The sequence below is a fragment of the Pseudomonas sp. A genome (assembly GCF_056270345.1).
Genome location: NZ_CM149873.1, coordinates 5,665,162 through 5,684,517 on the forward strand (window position 1 = coordinate 5,665,162; position 19,356 = coordinate 5,684,517).

Annotated in this window: 18 protein-coding genes, 1 tRNA gene and 1 pseudogene; 8 read left to right on the plus strand and 12 right to left on the minus strand. The window is 63.1% G+C overall.

Going from position 1 to position 19,356, the window contains the following annotated elements:
- Positions 1 to 5 precede the first annotated feature (5 nt).
- From iscR to trmJ, 3 genes are all read right to left on the minus strand, one after another.
- On the minus strand, positions 6 to 497 hold the full coding sequence (gene iscR, locus AC0MAZ_RS25260) for a Fe-S cluster assembly transcriptional regulator IscR (RefSeq protein ID WP_050704358.1): 492 nt from the start codon (positions 495 to 497) through the stop codon (positions 6 to 8).
- 168 nt (positions 498 to 665) lie between these two features.
- Positions 666 to 1,454 (minus strand): serine O-acetyltransferase, encoded by a 789-nt coding sequence (gene cysE / locus AC0MAZ_RS25265; RefSeq protein ID WP_028689587.1) that lies wholly within the window; start codon positions 1,452 to 1,454, stop codon positions 666 to 668.
- A 3-nt stretch (positions 1,455 to 1,457) separates the two neighbouring features.
- A complete protein-coding gene (trmJ, locus tag AC0MAZ_RS25270) occupies positions 1,458 to 2,213 on the minus strand; it encodes a tRNA (cytosine(32)/uridine(32)-2'-O)-methyltransferase TrmJ (RefSeq protein ID WP_203650711.1) in 756 nt (251 codons plus the stop codon).
- Between the two features lie 151 nt (positions 2,214 to 2,364).
- Between trmJ and suhB the strand changes: the two genes are divergently transcribed.
- Entirely contained in the window at positions 2,365 to 3,183 is an 819-nt protein-coding gene (gene suhB / locus AC0MAZ_RS25275; protein WP_110735793.1) for a type III secretion system regulator SuhB, read from the plus strand.
- Between the two features lie 201 nt (positions 3,184 to 3,384).
- On the opposite strand, the gene AC0MAZ_RS25280 is transcribed toward suhB, so the two are convergent.
- The 6 genes from AC0MAZ_RS25280 to queA all read right to left on the minus strand — a co-directional run bounded on the left by AC0MAZ_RS25280 (position 3,385) and on the right by queA (position 9,457).
- Positions 3,385 to 3,933: a glycine zipper 2TM domain-containing protein gene (locus AC0MAZ_RS25280; protein WP_050704355.1), complete on the minus strand. Its 549-nt coding sequence runs from the start codon at positions 3,931 to 3,933 to the stop codon at positions 3,385 to 3,387.
- 119 nt (positions 3,934 to 4,052) lie between these two features.
- Positions 4,053 to 4,961 carry a protein translocase subunit SecF gene (gene secF, locus AC0MAZ_RS25285; RefSeq protein WP_110735797.1) on the minus strand — a complete coding sequence of 303 codons (909 nt, stop codon included), beginning with the start codon at positions 4,959 to 4,961 and terminating at the stop codon, positions 4,053 to 4,055.
- Positions 4,962 to 4,971: 10 nt separating this feature from the next.
- Positions 4,972 to 6,834 (minus strand): protein translocase subunit SecD, encoded by a 1,863-nt coding sequence (secD, locus tag AC0MAZ_RS25290; RefSeq protein WP_203650709.1) that lies wholly within the window; start codon positions 6,832 to 6,834, stop codon positions 4,972 to 4,974.
- A gap of 64 nt (positions 6,835 to 6,898) precedes the next feature.
- Positions 6,899 to 7,234 carry a preprotein translocase subunit YajC gene (gene yajC / locus AC0MAZ_RS25295; RefSeq protein ID WP_110735801.1) on the minus strand — a complete coding sequence of 112 codons (336 nt, stop codon included), beginning with the start codon at positions 7,232 to 7,234 and terminating at the stop codon, positions 6,899 to 6,901.
- Positions 7,235 to 7,277: 43 nt separating this feature from the next.
- Positions 7,278 to 8,393, minus strand: a complete 1,116-nt coding sequence (gene tgt / locus AC0MAZ_RS25300) for a tRNA guanosine(34) transglycosylase Tgt (protein WP_023629281.1) — start codon at positions 8,391 to 8,393, stop codon at positions 7,278 to 7,280.
- 14 nt (positions 8,394 to 8,407) lie between these two features.
- Entirely contained in the window at positions 8,408 to 9,457 is a 1,050-nt protein-coding gene (gene queA, locus AC0MAZ_RS25305; protein WP_203650703.1) for a tRNA preQ1(34) S-adenosylmethionine ribosyltransferase-isomerase QueA, read from the minus strand.
- Between the two features lie 108 nt (positions 9,458 to 9,565).
- Between queA and AC0MAZ_RS25310 the strand changes: the two genes are divergently transcribed.
- Positions 9,566 to 9,650 (plus strand) — tRNA-Leu (locus AC0MAZ_RS25310).
- A 407-nt stretch (positions 9,651 to 10,057) separates the two neighbouring features.
- Complete coding sequence (locus AC0MAZ_RS25315) at positions 10,058 to 10,564, plus strand: GNAT family N-acetyltransferase (RefSeq protein ID WP_475859591.1); 507 nt, start codon at positions 10,058 to 10,060, stop codon at positions 10,562 to 10,564.
- Here the strand turns inward: AC0MAZ_RS25315 and AC0MAZ_RS25320 are convergent.
- Positions 10,553 to 10,849 carry an addiction module antidote protein gene (locus tag AC0MAZ_RS25320; protein ID WP_046854241.1) on the minus strand — a complete coding sequence of 99 codons (297 nt, stop codon included), beginning with the start codon at positions 10,847 to 10,849 and terminating at the stop codon, positions 10,553 to 10,555. The genes AC0MAZ_RS25315 and AC0MAZ_RS25320 overlap by 12 nt on opposite strands.
- Positions 10,846 to 11,142: a type II toxin-antitoxin system RelE/ParE family toxin gene (locus AC0MAZ_RS25325; RefSeq protein WP_475859593.1), complete on the minus strand. Its 297-nt coding sequence runs from the start codon at positions 11,140 to 11,142 to the stop codon at positions 10,846 to 10,848. Before AC0MAZ_RS25325 ends, AC0MAZ_RS25320 begins: the two co-directional genes overlap by 4 nt.
- 232 nt (positions 11,143 to 11,374) lie before the next feature.
- Here AC0MAZ_RS25325 and AC0MAZ_RS25330 point away from each other — a divergent pair.
- Positions 11,375 to 12,259, plus strand: a pseudogene (locus AC0MAZ_RS25330) (bestrophin family protein); the annotation flags it as partial.
- Between the two features lie 116 nt (positions 12,260 to 12,375).
- Here AC0MAZ_RS25330 and AC0MAZ_RS25335 read toward each other — a convergent pair.
- Positions 12,376 to 13,494 carry a polysaccharide deacetylase family protein gene (locus tag AC0MAZ_RS25335; protein WP_475859595.1) on the minus strand — a complete coding sequence of 373 codons (1,119 nt, stop codon included), beginning with the start codon at positions 13,492 to 13,494 and terminating at the stop codon, positions 12,376 to 12,378.
- 149 nt (positions 13,495 to 13,643) lie between these two features.
- Between AC0MAZ_RS25335 and yaaA the strand changes: the two genes are divergently transcribed.
- From yaaA to AC0MAZ_RS25355, 4 genes are all read left to right on the plus strand, one after another.
- Positions 13,644 to 14,423, plus strand: coding sequence for a peroxide stress protein YaaA (gene yaaA / locus AC0MAZ_RS25340; protein WP_254464519.1), 780 nt, complete (start codon positions 13,644 to 13,646; stop codon positions 14,421 to 14,423).
- An 861-nt stretch (positions 14,424 to 15,284) separates the two neighbouring features.
- The gene (locus AC0MAZ_RS25345) at positions 15,285 to 16,601 is read left to right on the plus strand and encodes a nucleotide sugar dehydrogenase (protein WP_050704345.1); all 1,317 of its coding nucleotides are present in this window, start codon (positions 15,285 to 15,287) and stop codon (positions 16,599 to 16,601) included.
- A 71-nt stretch (positions 16,602 to 16,672) separates the two neighbouring features.
- On the plus strand, positions 16,673 to 18,154 hold the full coding sequence (locus AC0MAZ_RS25350) for a glycosyltransferase family 2 protein (RefSeq protein ID WP_203650674.1): 1,482 nt from the start codon (positions 16,673 to 16,675) through the stop codon (positions 18,152 to 18,154).
- A 34-nt stretch (positions 18,155 to 18,188) separates the two neighbouring features.
- Complete coding sequence (locus AC0MAZ_RS25355) at positions 18,189 to 19,355, plus strand: alginate biosynthesis protein Alg44 (protein WP_232855682.1); 1,167 nt, start codon at positions 18,189 to 18,191, stop codon at positions 19,353 to 19,355.
- Position 19,356: the final 1 nt, after the last annotated feature.

The following is a 19,356-nucleotide window of genomic DNA, read 5'->3' on the forward strand; positions in this document are numbered from 1 at the left end:
CGGTTTCAGTCGACGGCGGACGTCTCAATCTTGTCCAGCTGGGCAACTCGGCCTGCGACACGGCGCAGGTCCTGGCGCTGGGCGACTTCCTGCACCTCGCGGCGCATGACGAGGTCGGCCAGGCTGATGCCACTGAGGAATTCATGGATCTGCTGGCTCAGGTCGCACCACAGGTGGTGAGTCAGGCAGGTATCACCGGCGTGGCAGTCCCCCAGGCCCTGGCAACGGGTGGCATCGACCGATTCGTTGACCGCGTCGATGACCTGGGCCACCTGGATGGTTTCCATGCCCCGCGACAGCTGGTAGCCGCCGCCCGGACCGCGAACGCTGGAAACCAGGCTGCTGCGGCGCAGCTTGGCGAACAGCTGCTCCAGATAAGAGAGGGAGATGCCCTGGCGCTCGGAAATATCGGCCAAAGACACCGGCCCATGCTGCGCGTGCAACGCCAGGTCAAGCATGGCGGTCACGGCGTATCGGCCTTTGGTAGTCAGTCGCATGGCGTATGGGTACCACGGGAGTTACAGGATGTGTGCGAGTATGCGATTCCCGAGCATTTAAGTCAACTATTAGACCTAGTGCTTTAGTCGGGTATGCATGCGGGAGGCGGGCGCGAGTGTAGCAGACAAGGGGCGCAAGCACACGCCCCTTGTGTCGGCCCGGCGCAATCAATGCGACTGAGTGTCGCCCTGCTTCAGCTCGGCGCAGGCCGCGGCGAAGTCGTCGTCGGGCAGCGCCGGCAGCTCCTTGGCACAGTAGTCACTGCCCATCCGAGTCAGCGCGCCGCACATCCCCTCCAGGCGCTCGTCGACGGCCTGCAGGTGGTCGAGCATCTGGCCGATGGCGCGGGCCACCGGGTCGGGCATGTCGCCGCTGACGCCATAGGCGTCGAAACCGATCTTCTCGGCCATGGCCTTGCGCTTGGCCTCGACGGCGTCATCCTCGGTCTTGACGATGATCCGTCCCGGAATCCCCACCGCCGTGGCGCCGGCCGGCACCGCCTTGGTGACCACGGCATTGGAGCCGATCTTGGCCCCGGCGCCGACGGTGAACGGGCCCAGCACCTTGGCCCCGGCACCGACCACCACGCCGTTTTCCAGGGTCGGGTGACGCTTGCCCTTGTTCCAGCTGGTGCCACCGAGGGTGACGCCCTGGTACAGGGTCACGTCGTCACCGATCTCGGCGGTCTCGCCGATGACGATGCCCATGCCGTGGTCGATAAAGAAACGCCGGCCGATGGTCGCCCCCGGGTGGATCTCGATGCCAGTCATCCAGCGACCGAAGTTCGACACCAGCCGCGCCAGCCATTTGAAATCGCGCCGCCACAGGGCATTGCCCAGGCGGTGCAGCCAGATGGCATGCATCCCCGGGTAGCAGGTCAGGACCTCGAAGGCGTTGCGCGCCGCCGGGTCACGATGGAAAACGCTCTGGATATCTTCACGCAGACGCTCGAACATCTGTCAGTCCTTCCTTTTATGCGGCTCGCCCCGTGCGACCTTCTGGGTCTCGGTAAGAATGCCGCGCAAAATGCTCATTTCCGGACGCTCGACCGAGCTTCGCCCATACAGCCGGCGCAGGCGCGCCATCAGGTGCTTGGGTTTCTCGGGATCGAGGAAGCCGATGTCCACCAGGGTCTTTTCCAGGTGGTCGTAGAACAGCTCCATTTCGTCCATGGTCGCCAGCTCGCTGGCTTCGACCTTCTCGACCTTCGCCGCCGCGCCCTGCCCTGCCAGCCAGGCCATGCGCACCTCATAGGAGAGCACCTGGACGGCGGCGGCCAGATTCAGCGAGCTGAAGTCGGGGTTCGAGGGAATGTGCACGTGGAAGTGACATCGCTGCAGTTCTTCGTTGGTCAGGCCGGCGTGCTCGCGCCCGAACACCAGGGCGATCTCTTCGCCGCCCATGGCCTGGGCCACGGCCTTCGCCCCGCACTCGCGCGGGTCGATCAACGGCCAGGGGATGCTGCGCTCACGGGCGCTGGTGCCCATGACCAGGCTGCAGCCGACCAGCGCCTGCTCGAGGCTGTCGACCACCTGGGCGTTGTCCAGCACGTCGTCGGCGCCCGAGGCGCGGGCGCTGGCGTCCGCGGCCGGAAACTCTTTTGGCTGCACCAGCACCAGGCGCGACAGGCCCATGTTTTTCATGGCACGCGCAGCGCCGCCGATGTTGCCGGGGTGGCTGGTATTGACCAGAACAACACGAATATTTTGCAGCAAGGTGTCGTGCTCTCGGATGCGGAAACAGGAGGGTTCGATCTTACAGAACCGACCAGCGTAACGCCATGAAAGCAAATGTGACACTTCTGTCGTCAAAGATTTCTGCTAGAATGATCGGCTTTCCTCTTTAACATCTCCAGGTGACCTTCCCATGCAGCCTATGCTGAATATCGCCCTGCGCGCGGCTCGCAGCGCCAGTGAACTGATTTTCCGCTCCATCGAACGCCTGGATAGCATCAAAGTCGACGAAAAGCAGTCCAAGGACTACGTGTCCGAGGTTGATCGCGCCGCCGAGAAGGTCATCGTCGAGGCCCTGCGCAAGGCCTACCCGAACCACTCGATCCAGGGCGAAGAGACCGGCCTGCATGCAGGCAGCGGTGAAGAAGGCAAGGATTACCTGTGGATCATCGATCCGCTGGACGGCACCACCAACTTCCTGCGCGGCATTCCGCACTTCGCCGTCAGCATCGCCTGCAAATACCGCGGTCGCCTCGAGCACGCCGTGATCGTCGACCCGGTTCGCCAGGAAGAATTCACCGCCAGCCGTGGCCGTGGCGCCCAGATCAACGGCCGCCGCCTGCGCGTCAGCTCGCGCACCAGCCTGGAAGGCGCGCTGCTGGGTACCGGCTTCCCGTTCCGTGACAACCAGATGGCCGACCTGGACAACTACCTGGGCATGTTCCGCGCCCTGACCGGCCAGACCGCCGGCATCCGCCGTGCCGGCTCCGCCAGCCTGGACCTCGCTTATGTAGCCGCTGGCCGCTTCGACGCCTTCTGGGAGTCGGGCCTGTCCGAGTGGGACATGGCCGCAGGCGTACTGCTGATCCAGGAAGCCGGTGGCCTGGTGAGCGACTTCAACGGTGGCCACGACTTCCTCGAGAAGGGCCACATCGTCGCGGGCAACATCAAGTGCTTCAAGGCTGTGCTGACTGCTATCCAGCCGCACCTGCCGGAGCACATGAAGCGCTAAGCGCCGATTGCCGAGCACAAAAAAAAGCACCTCTCGAGGTGCTTTTTTTGTGCCTGCACGATGACCTGCAGGAGCGGCCTTGTGCCGCGAAAGGGCTGCGAAGCAGCCCCGGCAATCTTGATATATGCCGAAGATCCCGGGGCCGCTTCGCGCCCCTTTCGCGGCACAAGGCCGCTCCTACAGGGGGGGGGCACTTGCCGCTTACTGCCCCGGCTGGTTCTGCCCCAGGACCAACTTGCCATTCTTGTCCAGCGGGATGGTCGAGCCCGGCTCGTGATCCATCTTCACCTTGCCCACCTGGTCACCGATGGAATAGGTCACGTTGTAACCCACCACCTTGTCGCTGATGTCATTGACCGTGTTGCAGCGGGTTTGCGTGGTGGTGTAGGTATCACGCTCCTGCATGCCTTCCTGCACCTTGTTGCCGGCATAGCCGCCACCGACCGCACCGGCCACGGTGGCGATCTTCTTGCCGGTACCGCCGCCAATCTGGTTGCCCAGCAGGCCACCAGCGATGGCACCGACCACCGTACCGGCAATCTGGTGCTGGTCCTTGACCGGCGCCTGGCGCGTCACGGTGACATCCTTGCAGACCTCACGCGGCGTCTTCACTTGCTGCTTGATCGGCTGCACGTCGGTGACCTGGGCGTACTCAGGCCCTTTGTTCACCAAGCTGTAGGTCGCCACAGCACCTCCGGCAGTCACACCGACAGCACCCAGAACCGCACCCACCAGCATTGATTTGTTCACGTGAACCTCCTGATCGTACCCGCGGGCTCCGGCCCGCCTTCTCCTTGCCTTGGAGCAAAAAAAAAGGCGCGAGTTCAACACTCGCGCCTCTCTTTACGCCAAATGGCGCGGAACAAGCCTTACGGACGCTCGTCCACACCCTCGGTCTTGACCGGCGGGATCAGGTCTTCGCTGCTCAGGTTCAGCCAGATCAGCACCACGTTGGCGATGTAGATCGACGAGTAGGTACCCGCCATGACACCGATGAACAGCGCCAGGGAGAAGCCGAACAGGTTGTCGCCGCCGAAAAACAGCAGCGCCGCGATGGCCAGCAAGGTCGACACCGAGGTGGCGACGGTCCGCAGCAGGGTCTGGGTGGTCGAGATGTTGATGTTCTCGATCAGCGAGGCCTTGCGCAGCACGCGGAAGTTCTCGCGCACCCGGTCGAACACGACGATGGTGTCGTTGAGCGAGTAGCCGATGATCGCCAGCACCGCCGCCAGCACCGTCAGGTCGAAGGTGATCTGGAAGAACGACAGGATGCCCAGGGTGACCACCACGTCGTGGATCAGCGAGATGATCGCGCCCACGGCGAACTTCCACTGGAAGCGGAAGGCCAGGTAGATGAGGATGCCGCCCAGGGCCAGGAGCATGCCGAGGCCGCCCTGGTCACGCAGCTCCTCGCCCACCTGCGGGCCAACGAACTCAACGCGCTTGACCGTGGCCGGGTTGTCGCCGCCGATCTTCTGCAGCGCCTCGGCCACGCGGTTGCCCAGCTGCGGGTCATCGCCCGGCATGCGCACCAGCAGGTCGGTAGTGGCGCCGAAGCTCTGCACCACGGCGTCGTGGAAGCCGGAACCGACCAGTTCGGTACGGACCTTTTCCAGGTCCGCCGGACGCTCGTAGGTGAGCTCGATCAGCGTGCCACCGGTGAAGTCCAGGCCGAAGTTCAGACCCTTGTGCCACCAGCTGAACAGCGCCAGCACGGTGAGGAGCACGGTGATGGCGAACGCGACATTGCGCACGCCCATGAAGTTGATGGTTTTCATCGCAGCTCCCTCAAACCCACAGCTTCTTGATGTCACGCCCGCCGCAGGTCAGGTTGACCAGTGCGCGGGTCACCATGACGGCGGTGAACATCGAGGTGAAAATCCCGAGGGACATGGTGACCGCGAAGCCCTTGACCGGGCCGGTACCCATGGCGAACAGGATGCCGCCGACCAGCAGAGTGGTCAGGTTGGCGTCGACGATCGCCGAGTAGGCGCGGTTGAAACCTTCGTGGATGGCGCGCTGCACCGACATGCCGGCGGCGATCTCTTCGCGGATACGCGAGAAGATCAGCACGTTGGCGTCCACCGCCATGCCCATGGTCAGCACGATACCAGCGATACCTGGCAGGGTCAGGGTGGCGCCCAGCAGCGACATCAACGCCAGCAGCAGCACCATGTTGCCCGCCAGGGCGATGGTCGCCAGCACACCGAAGGCGCGGTAGATGGCGATGATGAACAGCGAGACGAACAGCATGCCCCACAGGGACGCGTCGATACCCTTGGTGATGTTGTCGGCACCCAGGCTTGGGCCGATAGTACGTTCTTCGGCGAAGTACATCGGCGCGGCCAGACCACCGGCACGCAGCAGCAGGGCCAGCTCGGACGACTCGCCCTGGCCGTTCAGGCCGGTGATGCGGAACTGGCTGCCCAGCGGCGACTGGATGGTCGCCAGGCTGATGATCTTCTTCTCTTCCTGGAAGGTCTGCACCGCGACTTCTTTCTCGACGCCATCGACCATCTGCTTCTGGTAGCGGGTGACCGGCTTCTGCTCGATGAAGATCACCGCCATGCTGCGCCCGACGTTGGTGCGGGTGGCGCGGCTCATCAGCTCGCCACCGTGGCCGTCGAGGCGGATGTTCACCTGCGGGCGACCGTGCTCGTCGAAGCTGGCCTGGGCGTCGGTGACCTGGTCACCGGTGATGATCAGGCCGCGCTCGACCGGGGCGGAGCGGCCGCCTTCGCGGAACTCGAACACCTCGGTGGTAGCCTTGGACGCACCCGGCTCGGCGCCGAAGCGGAACTCCAGGTTGGCGGTCTTGCCGAGGATACGCTTGGCTTCGGCGGTGTCCTGCACGCCCGGCAGCTCGACCACGATGCGGTTGGCGCCCTGGCGCTGGACCAGCGGCTCGGCCACACCCAGCTCGTTGACCCGGTTGCGCACGGTGGTCAGGTTCTGCTTGATCGAGTATTCGCGGATCTCGGCGACTTTCGCCTGGGTCAGCGCCAGACGCAGCACGGCGAGCTCGTTGCGCTCGGTGGTGGTCAGGTCGAAGTCATTGAAATTCTTGCGGATCAGGCTGCGGGCCTGTTCGCGGGTAGCATCGTCGGCGAAGCCCAGCATGATGCCGCCGTCCTGCTGGGGCAGGCTGCGGTAGCGGACGCGCTCTTTGCGCAGCAAGGTCTTGACCTCGCCTTCGTAGACTTTCATGCGAGCGGTCATGGCCTTGTCCATGTCCACTTCCAGCAGGAAGTGCACACCACCGGACAGGTCCAGGCCCAGCTTCATCGGGCTGGCACCCAGGTTGCGCAGCCACTGCGGGGTGGTCTGGGCCAGGTTCAGGGCCACGACATAGTCGTCGCCGAGGGCCTTGCGCGCCACATCCTTGGCTGGCAGCTGTGCTTCCTGGTTGGTCAGGCGCACCAGCGCACTGCCCTTCTCGCCCAGGTTGCTGCCTTTGACGGCGATGCCGGCATCGGTCAGCGCCTTGGTCACGCGATCGAGGTCGGCCTGGCTGACATGCAGGGCGGAACTGGCGCCGCTGATCTGCACCGCCGGATCATCCGGGTAGAGGTTGGGTGCGGAATAAATGAAGCCGACCGCCAGTACCACCACGATCAGCAGGTATTTCCACAGAGGGTATTTGTTCAGCATCACGCCGCCCGTTCAAGACGCGGGGCGCTTTGCGCGCCCCGACTGGAAAAATGAAACCGGTAACTCAGATAGCCTTGAGCGTACCTTTCGGCAGGGTCGCGGCAATGGCGCCCTTCTGGAACTTCAGTTCGACGTTGTCGGACACTTCCAGGACCACGAAGTCGTCGGCGACCTTGACGATCTTGCCGGCAATGCCGCCGTTGGTGACCACTTCGTCACCTTTTTGCAGGTTGCTCAGCAGGTTTTTCTGCTCTTTGGCACGTTTGGCCTGCGGGCGCCAGATCATCAGGTAGAAGATGACCAGGAAACCGACCAGGAAGATCCACTCGAAACCGGTACCGGCTGGGCCGGCGGCTGGGGCTGCTGCGTCCGCGTAGGCGGCGGGAATCAAGAAGCTCATTGGGCACTCCTAATGAATGTTTTCTAATAATGGATGCGAACAGTCAGTCCAAGGGCGGCACAGGAAGCCCGCGCTTGGCGTAGAAGGCGTCGACAAAGGCGGCCAATTTACCCTGTTGAATAGCCTCGCGTAAACCGGCCATCAAGCGCTGGTAATGGCGCAAGTTGTGGATGGTATTCAGCATGCTGCTCAACATTTCGCCGCACTTGTCCAGGTGATGCAGATAAGCGCGGGAGAAGTTGGTGCAGGTATAGCAATCGCAGGTCGGATCCAGCGGCGATTCATCATGGCGATGGAACGCGTTGCGGATCTTGATCACCCCGGTGTCGACGAACAGATGGCCGTTGCGCGCATTGCGCGTGGGCATCACGCAGTCGAACATGTCGACGCCGCGGCGCACACCCTCTACAAGATCTTCCGGCTTGCCTACCCCCATAAGGTAACGAGGTTTGTCAGCAGGCATTTGCGCCGGCAGGTAGTCCAGCACCTTGATCATCTCGTGCTTGGGCTCGCCCACCGACAGGCCGCCGATGGCCAGGCCATCGAAGTCGATGTTGACCAGCGCTTCCAGCGAGCGCATGCGCAGGTCCTGGTACATGCCGCCCTGGACGATGCCGAACAGCGCCGCGGTGTTGTCGCCGTGGGCGTTCTTCGAGCGCTGGGCCCAGCGCAGCGAAAGCTCCATGGAGGTGCGCGCCACGTCGTGCTCGGCCGGGTACGGGGTGCACTCGTCGAAGATCATCACGATGTCCGAGCCCAGGTCGCGCTGGACCTGCATGGACTCCTCGGGGCCCATGAACACCTTGGAACCGTCCACTGGCGATGCGAAGGTCACGCCTTCCTCCTTGATCTTGCGCATGGCGCCCAGGCTGAACACCTGGAAACCACCGGAATCAGTGAGGATAGGGCCTTTCCATTGCATGAAGTCGTGCAGGCCGTTGTGCTTCTTGATGACCTCGGTGCCCGGGCGCAGCCACAGGTGGAAGGTGTTGCCGAGAATGATCTCGGCGCCGATGGCCTCGATGTCACGCGGCAGCATGCCCTTGACCGTGCCGTAGGTGCCCACCGGCATGAAGGCCGGGGTCTCGACGGTGCCACGGGGGAAGGTCAGCCGGCCACGACGGGCCTTGCCGTCGGTGGCCAGCAGTTCGAACGACATTCGACAGGTGCGACTCATGCTTGATCCTCTGGGCCGCGTGGCGCCGGATTGCGGGTGATGAACATGGCATCACCGTAACTGAAGAAGCGGTACCCGTTCTCGACCGCCGCCGCGTAGGCGGCCATGGTCTCGGGGTAACCGGCGAAGGCCGAGACCAGCATCAGCAGCGTGGACTCCGGCAGGTGGAAGTTGGTGACCAGGCAATCGACCACATGGAACGGCCGGCCCGGGAAGATGAAGATGTCGGTGTCGCCGCTGAAGGCCTTGAGCTCGCCATCGCGCGCCGCGCTTTCCAGCGAGCGCACGCTGGTGGTGCCCACGGCGATCACCCGGCCGCCACGGGCGCGGCACGCGGCGACGGCGTCGACCACGTCCTGGCTCACTTCGAGCCACTCTTTATGCATGGTGTGGTCTTCGATCTTGTCGACCCGCACCGGCTGGAAGGTGCCGGCGCCCACATGCAGGGTGACGAAGGCGCGCTCGACGCCCTTGGCGGCGATCTTCGCCAGCAGCGCTTCGTCGAAATGCAGGCCGGCGGTGGGCGCGGCCACGGCGCCGGCGCGCTCGGCGTAGACGGTCTGGTAGCGCTCGCGGTCGGCGCCCTCGTCGGGGCGGTCGATGTACGGTGGCAGCGGCATGTGGCCGACGCGCTCGAGCAGCGGCAGCACCTCTTCGCTGAAGCGCAGTTCGAACAGCGTGTCATGGCGGGCCACCATCTCGGCCTCGCCACCGCCGTCGATGAGGATCTGCGCGCCTTCCTTAGGCGCCTTGCTGGCGCGCACGTGGGCCAGCACGCGGTGGCTGTCGAGCACACGCTCGACCAGCACTTCCAGCTTGCCGCCGGAGGCTTTCTGGCCGAACAGGCGCGCCGGGATCACCCGGGTGTTGTTGAACACCATCAGGTCGCCCGGGCGCAGGTACTCGAGCAGGTCGGTGAACTGCTTGTGGGCCAGCGTGCCGCTGGGGCCATCGAGCACCAGCAGGCGGCTGCCATGGCGCTCGGCCAGCGGATGGCGGGCGATCAGGGAATCGGGGAGTTCGAAAGAAAAATCGGCGACGCGCATGATGATGTTCGGTTCGACAGGGCCGCAAAGTTTAGCCCAATGCGTGAAAATTGACCATGAAAGCCGATTGACCGACCCAAGGCACCTCTCTATACTGCGGCGCCACAAGCCCTGATGGCGGAATTGGTAGACGCGGCGGATTCAAAATCCGTTTTCGAAAGGAGTGGGAGTTCGAGTCTCCCTCGGGGCACCAAGATCCAGAAGAAACCGACCTTATGGTCGGTTTTTTTGTGCCTGTCGATTGGTCCATGCATCGATCCCTGTAGGAGCGGCCTTGTGCCGCGAAAGGGCTGCAACGCAGCCCCGACACTTTGGCGCCATGCCCGAGATCCTGGGGCTGCTACGCAGCCCTTTCGCGGCACAAGGCCGCTCCTACAAAAAACGTGCAAGCCTGGCGACTTCGAGCTCGTTTCAGGCCCAGTACTCTAAGGCTTCCCCCACTCCCAGCAGTCCATTTCCCAGACCTAGCCAAGCCTTTGGCGACTCTCCTGACTGCACAGAAAATCACACTTGGTGCAATTTACTGTAGAGCCACAGCATTGACTTCATGTTACCGGCCGCACAGGGTAAGTAGCTTCTAGCCCCATCGGAACATTCCCCGTGCCACTAAGCCATCGCCCTGTCCAACCTGCCGACATCGCCACGCTCTGTAGCTTCCCTCAAAGCGCGGACGAACTCTTCTATATGTTCCCCAAAGCAACTCACCCGCTTACACCCGCACAACTAAGCGAAGCCATCGCCCAGCGCAGCGGTTCGACGGTGATCGAGGCTGACGGGGCGATCGTTGGCTTCGCCAATTTCTATAAGGCTGAATATGACGGCGTCTGCGCGCTGGGTAATGTGGTGGTGGCCCCGACCGCGCGAGGCCAGGGTGTGGCGCGCTACCTTGTGCAATGCATGATCGCTCTGGCTCGCGAAGATTTCGCGGCGCGGGAGGTCTGGGTGTCGTGTTTCAATCACAACACCGCAGGGCTGCTGCTTTATCCACAGCTCGGTTTTGTGCCGTTCGGGATCGAGGAGCGGCGGGCGCCGGATGGGTCCCGGGTGGCGCTGATTCAGATGAAACTGCCATCAGCCTGGGCGCCGCCTCACGACTCAACGCGGTAGGACGTGGGGCTGAGCCTGCAAATCGATTCCCAATGCGCGAATGACCTTGAGTACCGTATCGAATCTCGGTTTGGCTCCAGGACCGAACGCCTTGTAAAGGCTCTCACGACCCAAGCCCGTCTCCTTGGCGATCTGTGACATACCACGTGCCCTGGCAATATGACCCAACGCACGAAGAATTTCGTCAGTGTCCCCATCCGCAAGCACTTGGCTCAGGTACTCACTGATCGCAGCATCGCTGTCCAACAGATCAGCCATGTCAAATGGTACGAGTTTCTCGTTCATTTCAGCTCCTTCGCCAGTGCCTTTGCCTTGAGGATATCACCCGCCTGCGAGGACTTGTCTCCACCCACCAGAAGCAAAATCAACCTGCCCTGCCTGCTGGTGAAATAGACGCGGTATCCACCTGATACATCAATGCGTAGTTCACTGATACCGCCACCAACGGGTTTGAAGTCCCCAGGGTTACCCAGTGAGAGTCGTTCAATCCTGCGGGCGATAGCGATTCGCGCACGCAAGTCCCGCAGATTGGCCAACCAGGTGGCAAAGCTTTTCGTTTGTTCGACTTCGTAGCTCACCAGGCCCTCCGAACTGTATCCGAGTAGATACTAACTATCAATACTGAAGGCAACCATGTGTCGGGTACCTTACGAGCCTTCACAATGCAGGAGTGGCACCAGATCCAATACAGGGAGACTTCCCAAGTCCGCGTCATCCAAGTCTCGAAAATTTTTTGCAACACCCCACTCAGGAACCTTGCTCCCCGATCCTGCGTCGGAACCTGCATCCCCCGCATCGAGGTTCCCCCACGTGAAAGCCCTCCTCGCCCGCAAATACCGCCTGGTGGTCAAGACCTTCGGCTACATCGGCTGGTCGCTGTTCTGGCTGCTGATCTGGGACGTGCTGGTCACCATCGACTTCATGCTGTTCTTCAACAGCAAGTTCAGCCTGCCGCTGATCCCGCTCACCCTGCTGGGCTCGGCGCTGGTGGTGCTGGTGAGCTTTCGCAACAGCAGCGCCTACAACCGCTGGTGGGAGGCGCGCACGCTGTGGGGCGCGCTGGTGAACAGTTCGCGCAGCTTCGCCCGGCAGGTGCTGACGCTGGTCGACGACCCGGCCGACGGGCCGAACCCGGTGAAGGCGACCTTGCTGCGTCGGCATATCGCCTACGTGAACTGCCTGGCGGCGCACCTCAAGGGCGAGAAATGCCCGGATGAGCTGATGGCCTTCATACCGCCCGGGGAGTTCGAGCGGCGCAATCGTTCGAACAACTTCGCCAACGATATCCTCGGCGGCTCGGCGGCCTTGCTGGCCCAGGAGTACCAGGCCGGGCGACTGGACAGCATTCGCCTGGCGCGGCTGGAATCGACCCTGGTGGACATGTCCAACGCCCAGGGCGGGATGGAGCGGATCGCCAATACGCCGCTGCCCTACCCTTATGTGTACTTCCCGCGGCTGTTCATCACACTGTTCTGCCTGATCGTGCCGGTGGGGCTAGTGGAGTCGCTGGGCTGGTTCACGCCGCTGGCCTCGACGGTGGTCGGCTTCATGCTGCTGGCCATCGAGCGGATCGGCACGGACTTGCAGAGCCCGTTCCGCTTCAGTGAGCACCAGATTCCGATGGACACGATCTGCGAGACGATCGAACGCAACCTGGAGTCGATGCAGCGGGAGGCGCAATGTGGACGCGAAGTGTTCGACGATAGTCCTCCCACATCCGTGAGATCGAGCGCCGCGCGGGCGGCGCTCGATCTCAAAGACGCTGCAGAAATCTCGCCGAACACCCCGCAACGCCCCCACCGCTCTTAAGCCTACCCCCGCCGGACATACTCCCGACAATCCTCCCAACCGATCCCGCTCTGGGCCGTGTGCTGCAACAGCCACTCCAGCGCCGGCTGCGTCTTGGGCTGATTGTCGCGGAACTGGATCACGCCCTTGCGCCACAGCAGCATCAGCGTCAGCACCCGCTGTGCCGAGGCTTCGGCGGTCAGCGGTCCGTCATCCTGGGCGTCGATGTCCCACAACGATACCCGCAACTGCTGGCTGTCCATGAATGCCTCGCCATCGGCGCGGCGCTGGCCGTAGGGCGGGCGGAACAAGGGCACATACTGCTCCGCCAGGTCGGCCTGGACCCGCGCCTGGCTACGCCGCAGCGAGTCCTGCCAGTCCTGCCACTGGGCGTGGGAGCGGTACTCCCAACCCTGGATACCCACGCACTGGCCGGCATACAGCTCATTCACCGGGCCGGCGTCGCGCCGTTGCTGCAGGCGATTGCCGAGCACGAAGAAAATCCCGTCGAGCTTCTGCCGCCGCAGGTAGTCGGCCATCACATCGGTGCTGCCGCCCTGGGGCCCCGGGCCGCCGACGAAGGTCAGGAGGAACATCCGGTCGTTGAGCTCCTCGCCATTGCGCTCGCGGCTGGACAGCTTGGCCACCTCGCTGGTGGTCCGCGGGAACAGCGCGGCCTTGCGCAACTGCTCATCCAGGTAGCGGGTGTGAAACTGTTGACTGGGATCGACCCATTTGCTGTAGAACGTGCCGACATCCTCGGCGAAAACGGCGGCCTGCGTGCGCAGATCAGCCATTGATTCGACCGGATAGCAGAACGAGGCATCCTGCTCGCAACTCTTCTGCGCCTGTTGATAACTTGTCCACAGGCGCTGCCACAGACGTGCCCGTACGGCCCGCACGACGGGCAGGTTGATCTGGCGCAAGCCCAGCCGGGTCTTGAGCGCCTGCTCGTCGAGCATCTCGCTTTCGTGCAGCACCCGGGCGAACGACAGGATCTCCGCCCGCGACGCCACGTCGAACAGCGTCGGGCTGTCCAGCTGCTCGGGCCAAAGCTCACGGTCGAAACTGACGAAATCCGCCGGGGCCGCCTGCGCGCCCAGGCTGAGCAGCCCGGCGAACAGGGCAAACGCGATACGCACGATGAGCAATCTCCTTGAAGGCATGGCGCGCACTATAGCGCGACCGCCCGCGGTTTAATGTGGCGATGTTCGGTGACTATCGTCGCCATAGTTTGGCGTTGTGCCAGCGGCCCCGTAGAATTCGCCCGACGATTCCAGGAGCCGACCCGATGCTGACGGTGATTTCCCCCGCCAAGACCCTCGACTACGACACCCCGCCGGTAACCCAGCGCCACACCCTGCCCCAGTACCTGGACGACTCCCAGGAACTGATCGTGCAACTGCGCGAACTGGCGCCGGCGCAGATCGCCGAGCTGATGCACCTCTCCGACAAGCTCGCCGGCCTCAACGCCGCCCGCTTCGGCAGCTGGACCCCGGATTTCACCCCGGCCAACGCCAAGCAGGCGCTGCTGGCGTTCAAGGGCGACGTGTACACCGGGCTCGACGCCGAGAGCCTGGGCGAGGACGACTTCAGCTACGCCCAGGACCACCTGCGCATGCTCTCGGGCCTGTACGGCCTGCTGCGCCCGCTGGACCTGATGCAGCCCTACCGCCTGGAAATGGGCACCAAGCTGGCCAATGCCCGCGGCAAGGACCTGTACGCCTTCTGGGGCACGCGCATCAGCGAATGGCTGAACCAGGCCCTGGCCGACCAGGGTGACGACGTGCTGCTGAACCTGGCCAGCAACGAATACTTCAGCGCGGTGAAGAAGAGCGCGCTGAAGGCGCGGGTGATCGATGTCGACTTCAAGGACCTGAAGAACGGCCAGTACAAGATCATCAGCTTCTACGCCAAGAAGGCCCGCGGGATGATGAGCCGCTTTGTGATCCAGGAGCGGATCAGCGACCCGGAGCAGCTCAAGCGCTTTGATGTGCAGGGTTACTACTACAGCGCCGAGCAGTCGAAGCCGGATCATCTGGTGTTCCTGCGCGATCACGCTGAGGGCTGATGGCCCCGGGGGCGCTTTGCGCCCCTTTCGCGGCACAAGGCCGCTCCTACAGGGACCGCGCTGTTCTCTGTAGGAGCGGCCTTGCGCCGCGAAAGGGCTGCGAAGCAGCCCCATCCCACCCTTGCCCTGCAACGGGGCACGCTTTCACCCTCGAATTCGCCAAATAACAGACGCCAAAAAACCAACCACCCTATCCTTATTGCAAAACGCCATAAGACCGTTCGTAGTTTTTTGACGAAAATTGAAAAAAAATTTCGCATGCTGGCCTATAACCATCCCCCTGCGATTTCGCCCTTTATATACGGGGACGAAACTGCCGTGTGCTATCAGATTGAAAGTATTTCCCTCTGAAAAAATATTTAGAAATCTTTCATCGTGACGAAACCGCCCCCGGAACTTCTGCCAAGGGAGATGGCTCATAGCACCCGTAACGAGTTTCAAGCGCCCGGCGTGAGAAATGACTTACAGATGACAAAGGGCCGCCATTCTCAACCGGCCCAAAAAACTTCAACGGCGGTACAGGAAGTGCCAAAAGCCATGATCCATGCAGGAGACAAGCGCCCCTAAAATTCGTCCTAGTGGTTGATTTCAAAGGATTTATCCACTTGAAAAAACAAGCACAGCACTTCACCAACGGTGAATTGCAATAAAGACGGCTGCATTTCAGGGCACGCCTTTTTAAATACTGGCCTATGACTGCCAACTTTGAGTGCATAACTTTTTGCGCTCCGGATTTATTCATGCCTGCGTTCGGTGAAGTGTCAATTCGCCATGGATCCGTGCGCCCGAATACTGCTGGTCAATCAACCCGGTCGGCTCTTCGCTGAAGGGCTGGCGTGATAAACACACGAGGTGAATGCGATGCGTATCAGCATCTTTGGTTTGGGTTATGTGGGTGCAGTCTGTGCAGGTTGCCTGTCGGCACGAGGCCATGAAGTGATTGGTGTGGACGTTTCCAGCACCAAGATCGACCTGATCAACAAGGGCAAGTCGCCCATCGTCGAACCGGGCCTCGAAGAGCTGCTGCAACAAGGCATCGCCAACGGCCGCCTGCGCGGCACCACCGACTTCGCCGAAGCCATCCGCGCAAGCGACGTGTCGATGATCTGCGTCGGCACGCCAAGCAAGAAGAACGGCGACCTGGGCCTGGAGTACATCGAGTCGGTGTGCCGCGAGATCGGCTACGTGCTGCGCGACAAGGCCAGCCGTCACACCGTGGTGGTGCGCAGCACCGTGCTGCCGGGCACCGTGAAGAACGTGGTCATTCCGATTCTGGAAGACTGTTCGGGCAAGAAGGCCGGTGTCGACTTCGGCGTCGCGGTCAACCCGGAGTTCCTGCGCGAAAGCACCGCAATCAAGGACTACGACCAGCCGCCGATGACCGTCATCGGCGAACTGGACAGCGCCAGCGGCGACGTGCTGCAGGCCCTGTACGAAGAACTCGACGCGCCGATCATCCGCAAGCCGGTCGAAGTGGCCGAGATGATCAAGTACACCTGCAACGTCTGGCACGCGACCAAGGTCACCTTCGCCAACGAGATCGGCAACATCGCCAAGGCCGTCGGCGTCGATGGTCGCGAGGTGATGGACGTGGTCTGCCAGGACAAGGCGCTGAACCTGTCGCAGTACTACATGCGCCCGGGCTTCGCCTTCGGTGGCTCGTGCCTGCCCAAGGACGTGCGCGCCCTCACCTACCGCGCCGCCAGCCTCGACGTGCGCGCGCCGCTGCTCGACTCGCTGATGCGCAGCAACGAATCCCAGGTGCAGAACGCCTTCGACATCATCGAGAGCCACGACAAGCGCAAGGTCGCCCTGCTCGGCCTTTCGTTCAAGGCCGGCACCGACGACCTGCGCGAAAGCCCGCTGGTGGAGCTGGCCGAACGCCTGATCGGCAAGGGCTACCAGCTCGACATCTACGACCAGAACGTCGAGTACGCCCGTGTCCACGGCGCCAACAAGGACTACATCGAGTCGAAGATCCCCCACGTCTCCTCCTTGCTCAACGCCAACTTCGAGCAGGTGGTGGACAACGCCGAGATCATCATCCTGGGCAACCGTGACGAGCAGTTCCGCGCCCTGGCCCAGCAGGCACCGGAAGGCAAGCAGGTGATCGACCTGGTCGGCTTCATGAGCAAGCCGACCTGCGCCACCAGCCGCACCGAAGGTATCTGCTGGTAAACCCGGCCGGGCGGCGCGTCCCTCCCCAGCGCGCCGCCCGCCCTCCCCCGAATTCTCGACGGATGCCGAACATGCAAAGGTTCCAGACCATGCTGCTGCAATGCGCCGGCTGGCTGCTCTACATGAGCCTGCTCATGCTGATCGCCCTGGCCCTGCCCAGCGATATCTTCGACTCGCAGTCGAAGCACTTCATCTTCCTGGTCGGTGCCGTCGGCATCTGGCGCTACTCCATGGGCGCCACCCATTTCATCCGCGGCATGATCTTCCTGTACATCGTCTACCCCTACCTGCGCCGCAAGGTGCAGAAACTCGGCAAGGACGCCGACCCGTCGCACGTGTACCTGATGGTCACCAGCTTTCGCATCGAGGCACTGACAACCGCCCAGGTGTACAGCTCGGTAATCCGAGAGGCGATCGACTGCGGCTTCCCCACCACCGTGGTCTGCTCGCTGGTGGAGAAGTCCGACGAGTTGCTGGTGAAAAGCCTGTGGGCCAAGTACAACCCGCCGTCCCACGTGACCCTCGACATCGTGCGTATCGCCGGCACCGGCAAGCGTGACGGCCTGGCCTATGGTTTCCGCGCCATCTCGCGGATGCTGCCGGATGAAAACGCCGTGGTGGCGGTGATCGACGGCGACACCGTGCTGGCCGAGGGCGTGGTGCGCAAGACCGTGCCATGGTTCCGCCTGTACCCCAACGTCGGTGGCCTGACCACCAACGAGTTCTGCGAAGTGCGCGGCGGCTACATCATGAGCGAGTGGCACAAGCTGCGCTTCGCCCAGCGCCACATCAACATGTGCTCCATGGCCCTGTCCAAGCGCGTGCTGACCATGACCGGGCGCATGTCGATGTTCCGCGCAAGCGTAGTGACCAACCCCGAGTTCATCGCCGACGTCGAAAGCGACTCGCTGATGCACTGGCGCCTGGGCCGCTTCAAGTTCCTCACCGGCGACGACAAGTCCAGCTGGTTCAGCCTGATGCGCCTGGGCTACGACACCTTCTACGTGCCCGATGCCGCGATCAACACGGTCGAGCACCCGCCAGAGAAGAGCTTCGTCAAGGCCAGCCGCAAGCTGATGTACCGCTGGTACGGCAACAACCTGCGGCAGAACTCCCGCGCCCTGGGCCTGGGTCTCAAGCGCCTGGGGCTGTTCACCAGCATCGTGCTGCTCGACCAGCGCGTGTCGATGTGGACCAGCCTGCTGGGCCTGACCGTGGCGGTGATCGCCAGCTTCAAGTTCGGCCTGCAGTTCCTGCTGGTGTACCTGCTGTGGATCGGCATCACCCGCCTGATCCTCACCATCATGCTGCTGTGCTCGGGTCACAACGTCGGCCCGGCCTACCCGCTGATCCTCTATTACAACCAAATCGTCGGCGCGGTGATGAAGATCTACGTGTTCTTCCGCCTCGACAGGCAGTCCTGGACCCGCCAGCCCACTGCCCTCAAACGCGACCTCGCAAGTTTTCAACAATGGTTCAACACCTGGTCCTCGCGGACCATGACCTTCTCGGCCGCGAGCATCTTCGTCGCCGTGCTGTTCATGGTCGTGTGAGCCCCCGGATCGGACAACAGGAACGAATATCGCCATGAATACCGCCGTGAACGTCAATGTCGTGCATGAATCCGAAGCGCAGCGCCAGCACGCCCGGGTGCGCATCCCCGCCAAGCTGCGCTACCTGGACGGCAACCGCGAAGCGCACGAGGTGAAGGTTGACGACCTGTCCGCCGGGGGCCTGTCCTTCCACGCCAAGAAGCCTCTGCCTGAAGGCGAAGTGCTGCGCGGTCGCCTGCAGTTCGTGGTCGACAACCTCGGCCTGTCGATGGACGTCGAACTGCTGGTGCGCACCAGCAGCCGCGAGACCGCCCGCACCGGCGCCGAGTTCCAGAACCTCGAGCCGCGCGACATCGCCACCCTGCGCCACATCATCACCAGCCACCTGTCCGGCGAGCTGATCAGCGTCGGCGACGTGCTCAGTACCCTGCAGCGCGACAACTTCACCAAGGCGCGCAAGCACAAGGACGGAGGCTCGGGCCTTTCCGCCTTTGGCCGCCTGCGCGCGGTCACCGTGACCGCCGGGGTGTTCGTGGTCGGCCTGGTGGCCTTCGGCTTCGTCGCCAAGTCGCTGTACGGCCTGTACTTCGTCAGCCATGCCGAGGCCGGCGTGGTCGCGGTGCCCACCACCAACGTCACCATGCCCCGCGACGGCAGTCTGCAGAGCCTGGTGGAAAGCGGCGCGAGCGTGGCCAAGGGCGCACCGCTGGCGACCTTCAACACCAGCATGCTCGACCTGCTCAAGGGCCACCTGGACGACTCGCAGCTGGAGCCGGCCAAGGTCGAGGAGCTGTTCGGCAAGCAGCTCTCCGGCACCCTCACCAGCCCGTGCGACTGCGTGGTCTCGCGCCAGCTGGTGGATGACGGCCAGTACGCCAGCAAGGGCCAGCCGGTGTTCGCGCTGATCCCGCGCACCAGCGTCCCGACCATCGAGGCGCGCTTCAGCTATCGCCAGTTCGACGAAGTGAAGCCGGGTACCCGGGTCAACTTCCAGATCGCCGGCGAGGACGAAGTGCGCACCGGGCGGATCACCGGCAGCTCGAGCCTGGACACCGACAACCTGGCCTCCGACATCCGCGTGCAGATCAAGCCCGACGGCGGCCTGCCGGCCGAGCTCGCCGGGCGCCCGGCCGCGGTCAACAGTGATCGTGGTCCGTCGCTGAACTGGCTGATCGACAAGGCCGTGGCTCGTGGGTTGTAAG

Bases quoted from the DNA above. Each gene is read 5' to 3' on its own strand.
- cysE (WP_028689587.1), bottom strand. From the start codon at position 1,454: ATGTTCGAGCGTCTGCGTGAAGATATCCAGAGCGTTTTCCATCGTGAC.
- AC0MAZ_RS25320 (WP_046854241.1), bottom strand. From the start codon at position 10,849: ATGAACGAGAAACTCGTACCATTTGACATGGCTGATCTGTTGGACAGC.
- iscR (WP_050704358.1), bottom strand. From the start codon at position 497: ATGCGACTGACTACCAAAGGCCGATACGCCGTGACCGCCATGCTTGAC.
- yajC (WP_110735801.1), bottom strand. From the start codon at position 7,234: ATGAGCTTCTTGATTCCCGCCGCCTACGCGGACGCAGCAGCCCCAGCC.
- tgt (WP_023629281.1), bottom strand. From the start codon at position 8,393: ATGTCGTTCGAACTGCTGGCCACCGACGGCAAGGCCCGTCGTGGCCGG.
- suhB (WP_110735793.1), top strand. From the start codon at position 2,365: ATGCAGCCTATGCTGAATATCGCCCTGCGCGCGGCTCGCAGCGCCAGT.
- queA (WP_203650703.1), bottom strand. From the start codon at position 9,457: ATGCGCGTCGCCGATTTTTCTTTCGAACTCCCCGATTCCCTGATCGCC.
- secF (WP_110735797.1), bottom strand. From the start codon at position 4,961: ATGAAAACCATCAACTTCATGGGCGTGCGCAATGTCGCGTTCGCCATC.
- AC0MAZ_RS25350 (WP_203650674.1), top strand. From the start codon at position 16,673: ATGCAAAGGTTCCAGACCATGCTGCTGCAATGCGCCGGCTGGCTGCTC.
- yaaA (WP_254464519.1), top strand. From the start codon at position 13,644: ATGCTGACGGTGATTTCCCCCGCCAAGACCCTCGACTACGACACCCCG.
- AC0MAZ_RS25345 (WP_050704345.1), top strand. From the start codon at position 15,285: ATGCGTATCAGCATCTTTGGTTTGGGTTATGTGGGTGCAGTCTGTGCA.
- AC0MAZ_RS25355 (WP_232855682.1), top strand. From the start codon at position 18,189: ATGAATACCGCCGTGAACGTCAATGTCGTGCATGAATCCGAAGCGCAG.
- secD (WP_203650709.1), bottom strand. From the start codon at position 6,834: ATGCTGAACAAATACCCTCTGTGGAAATACCTGCTGATCGTGGTGGTA.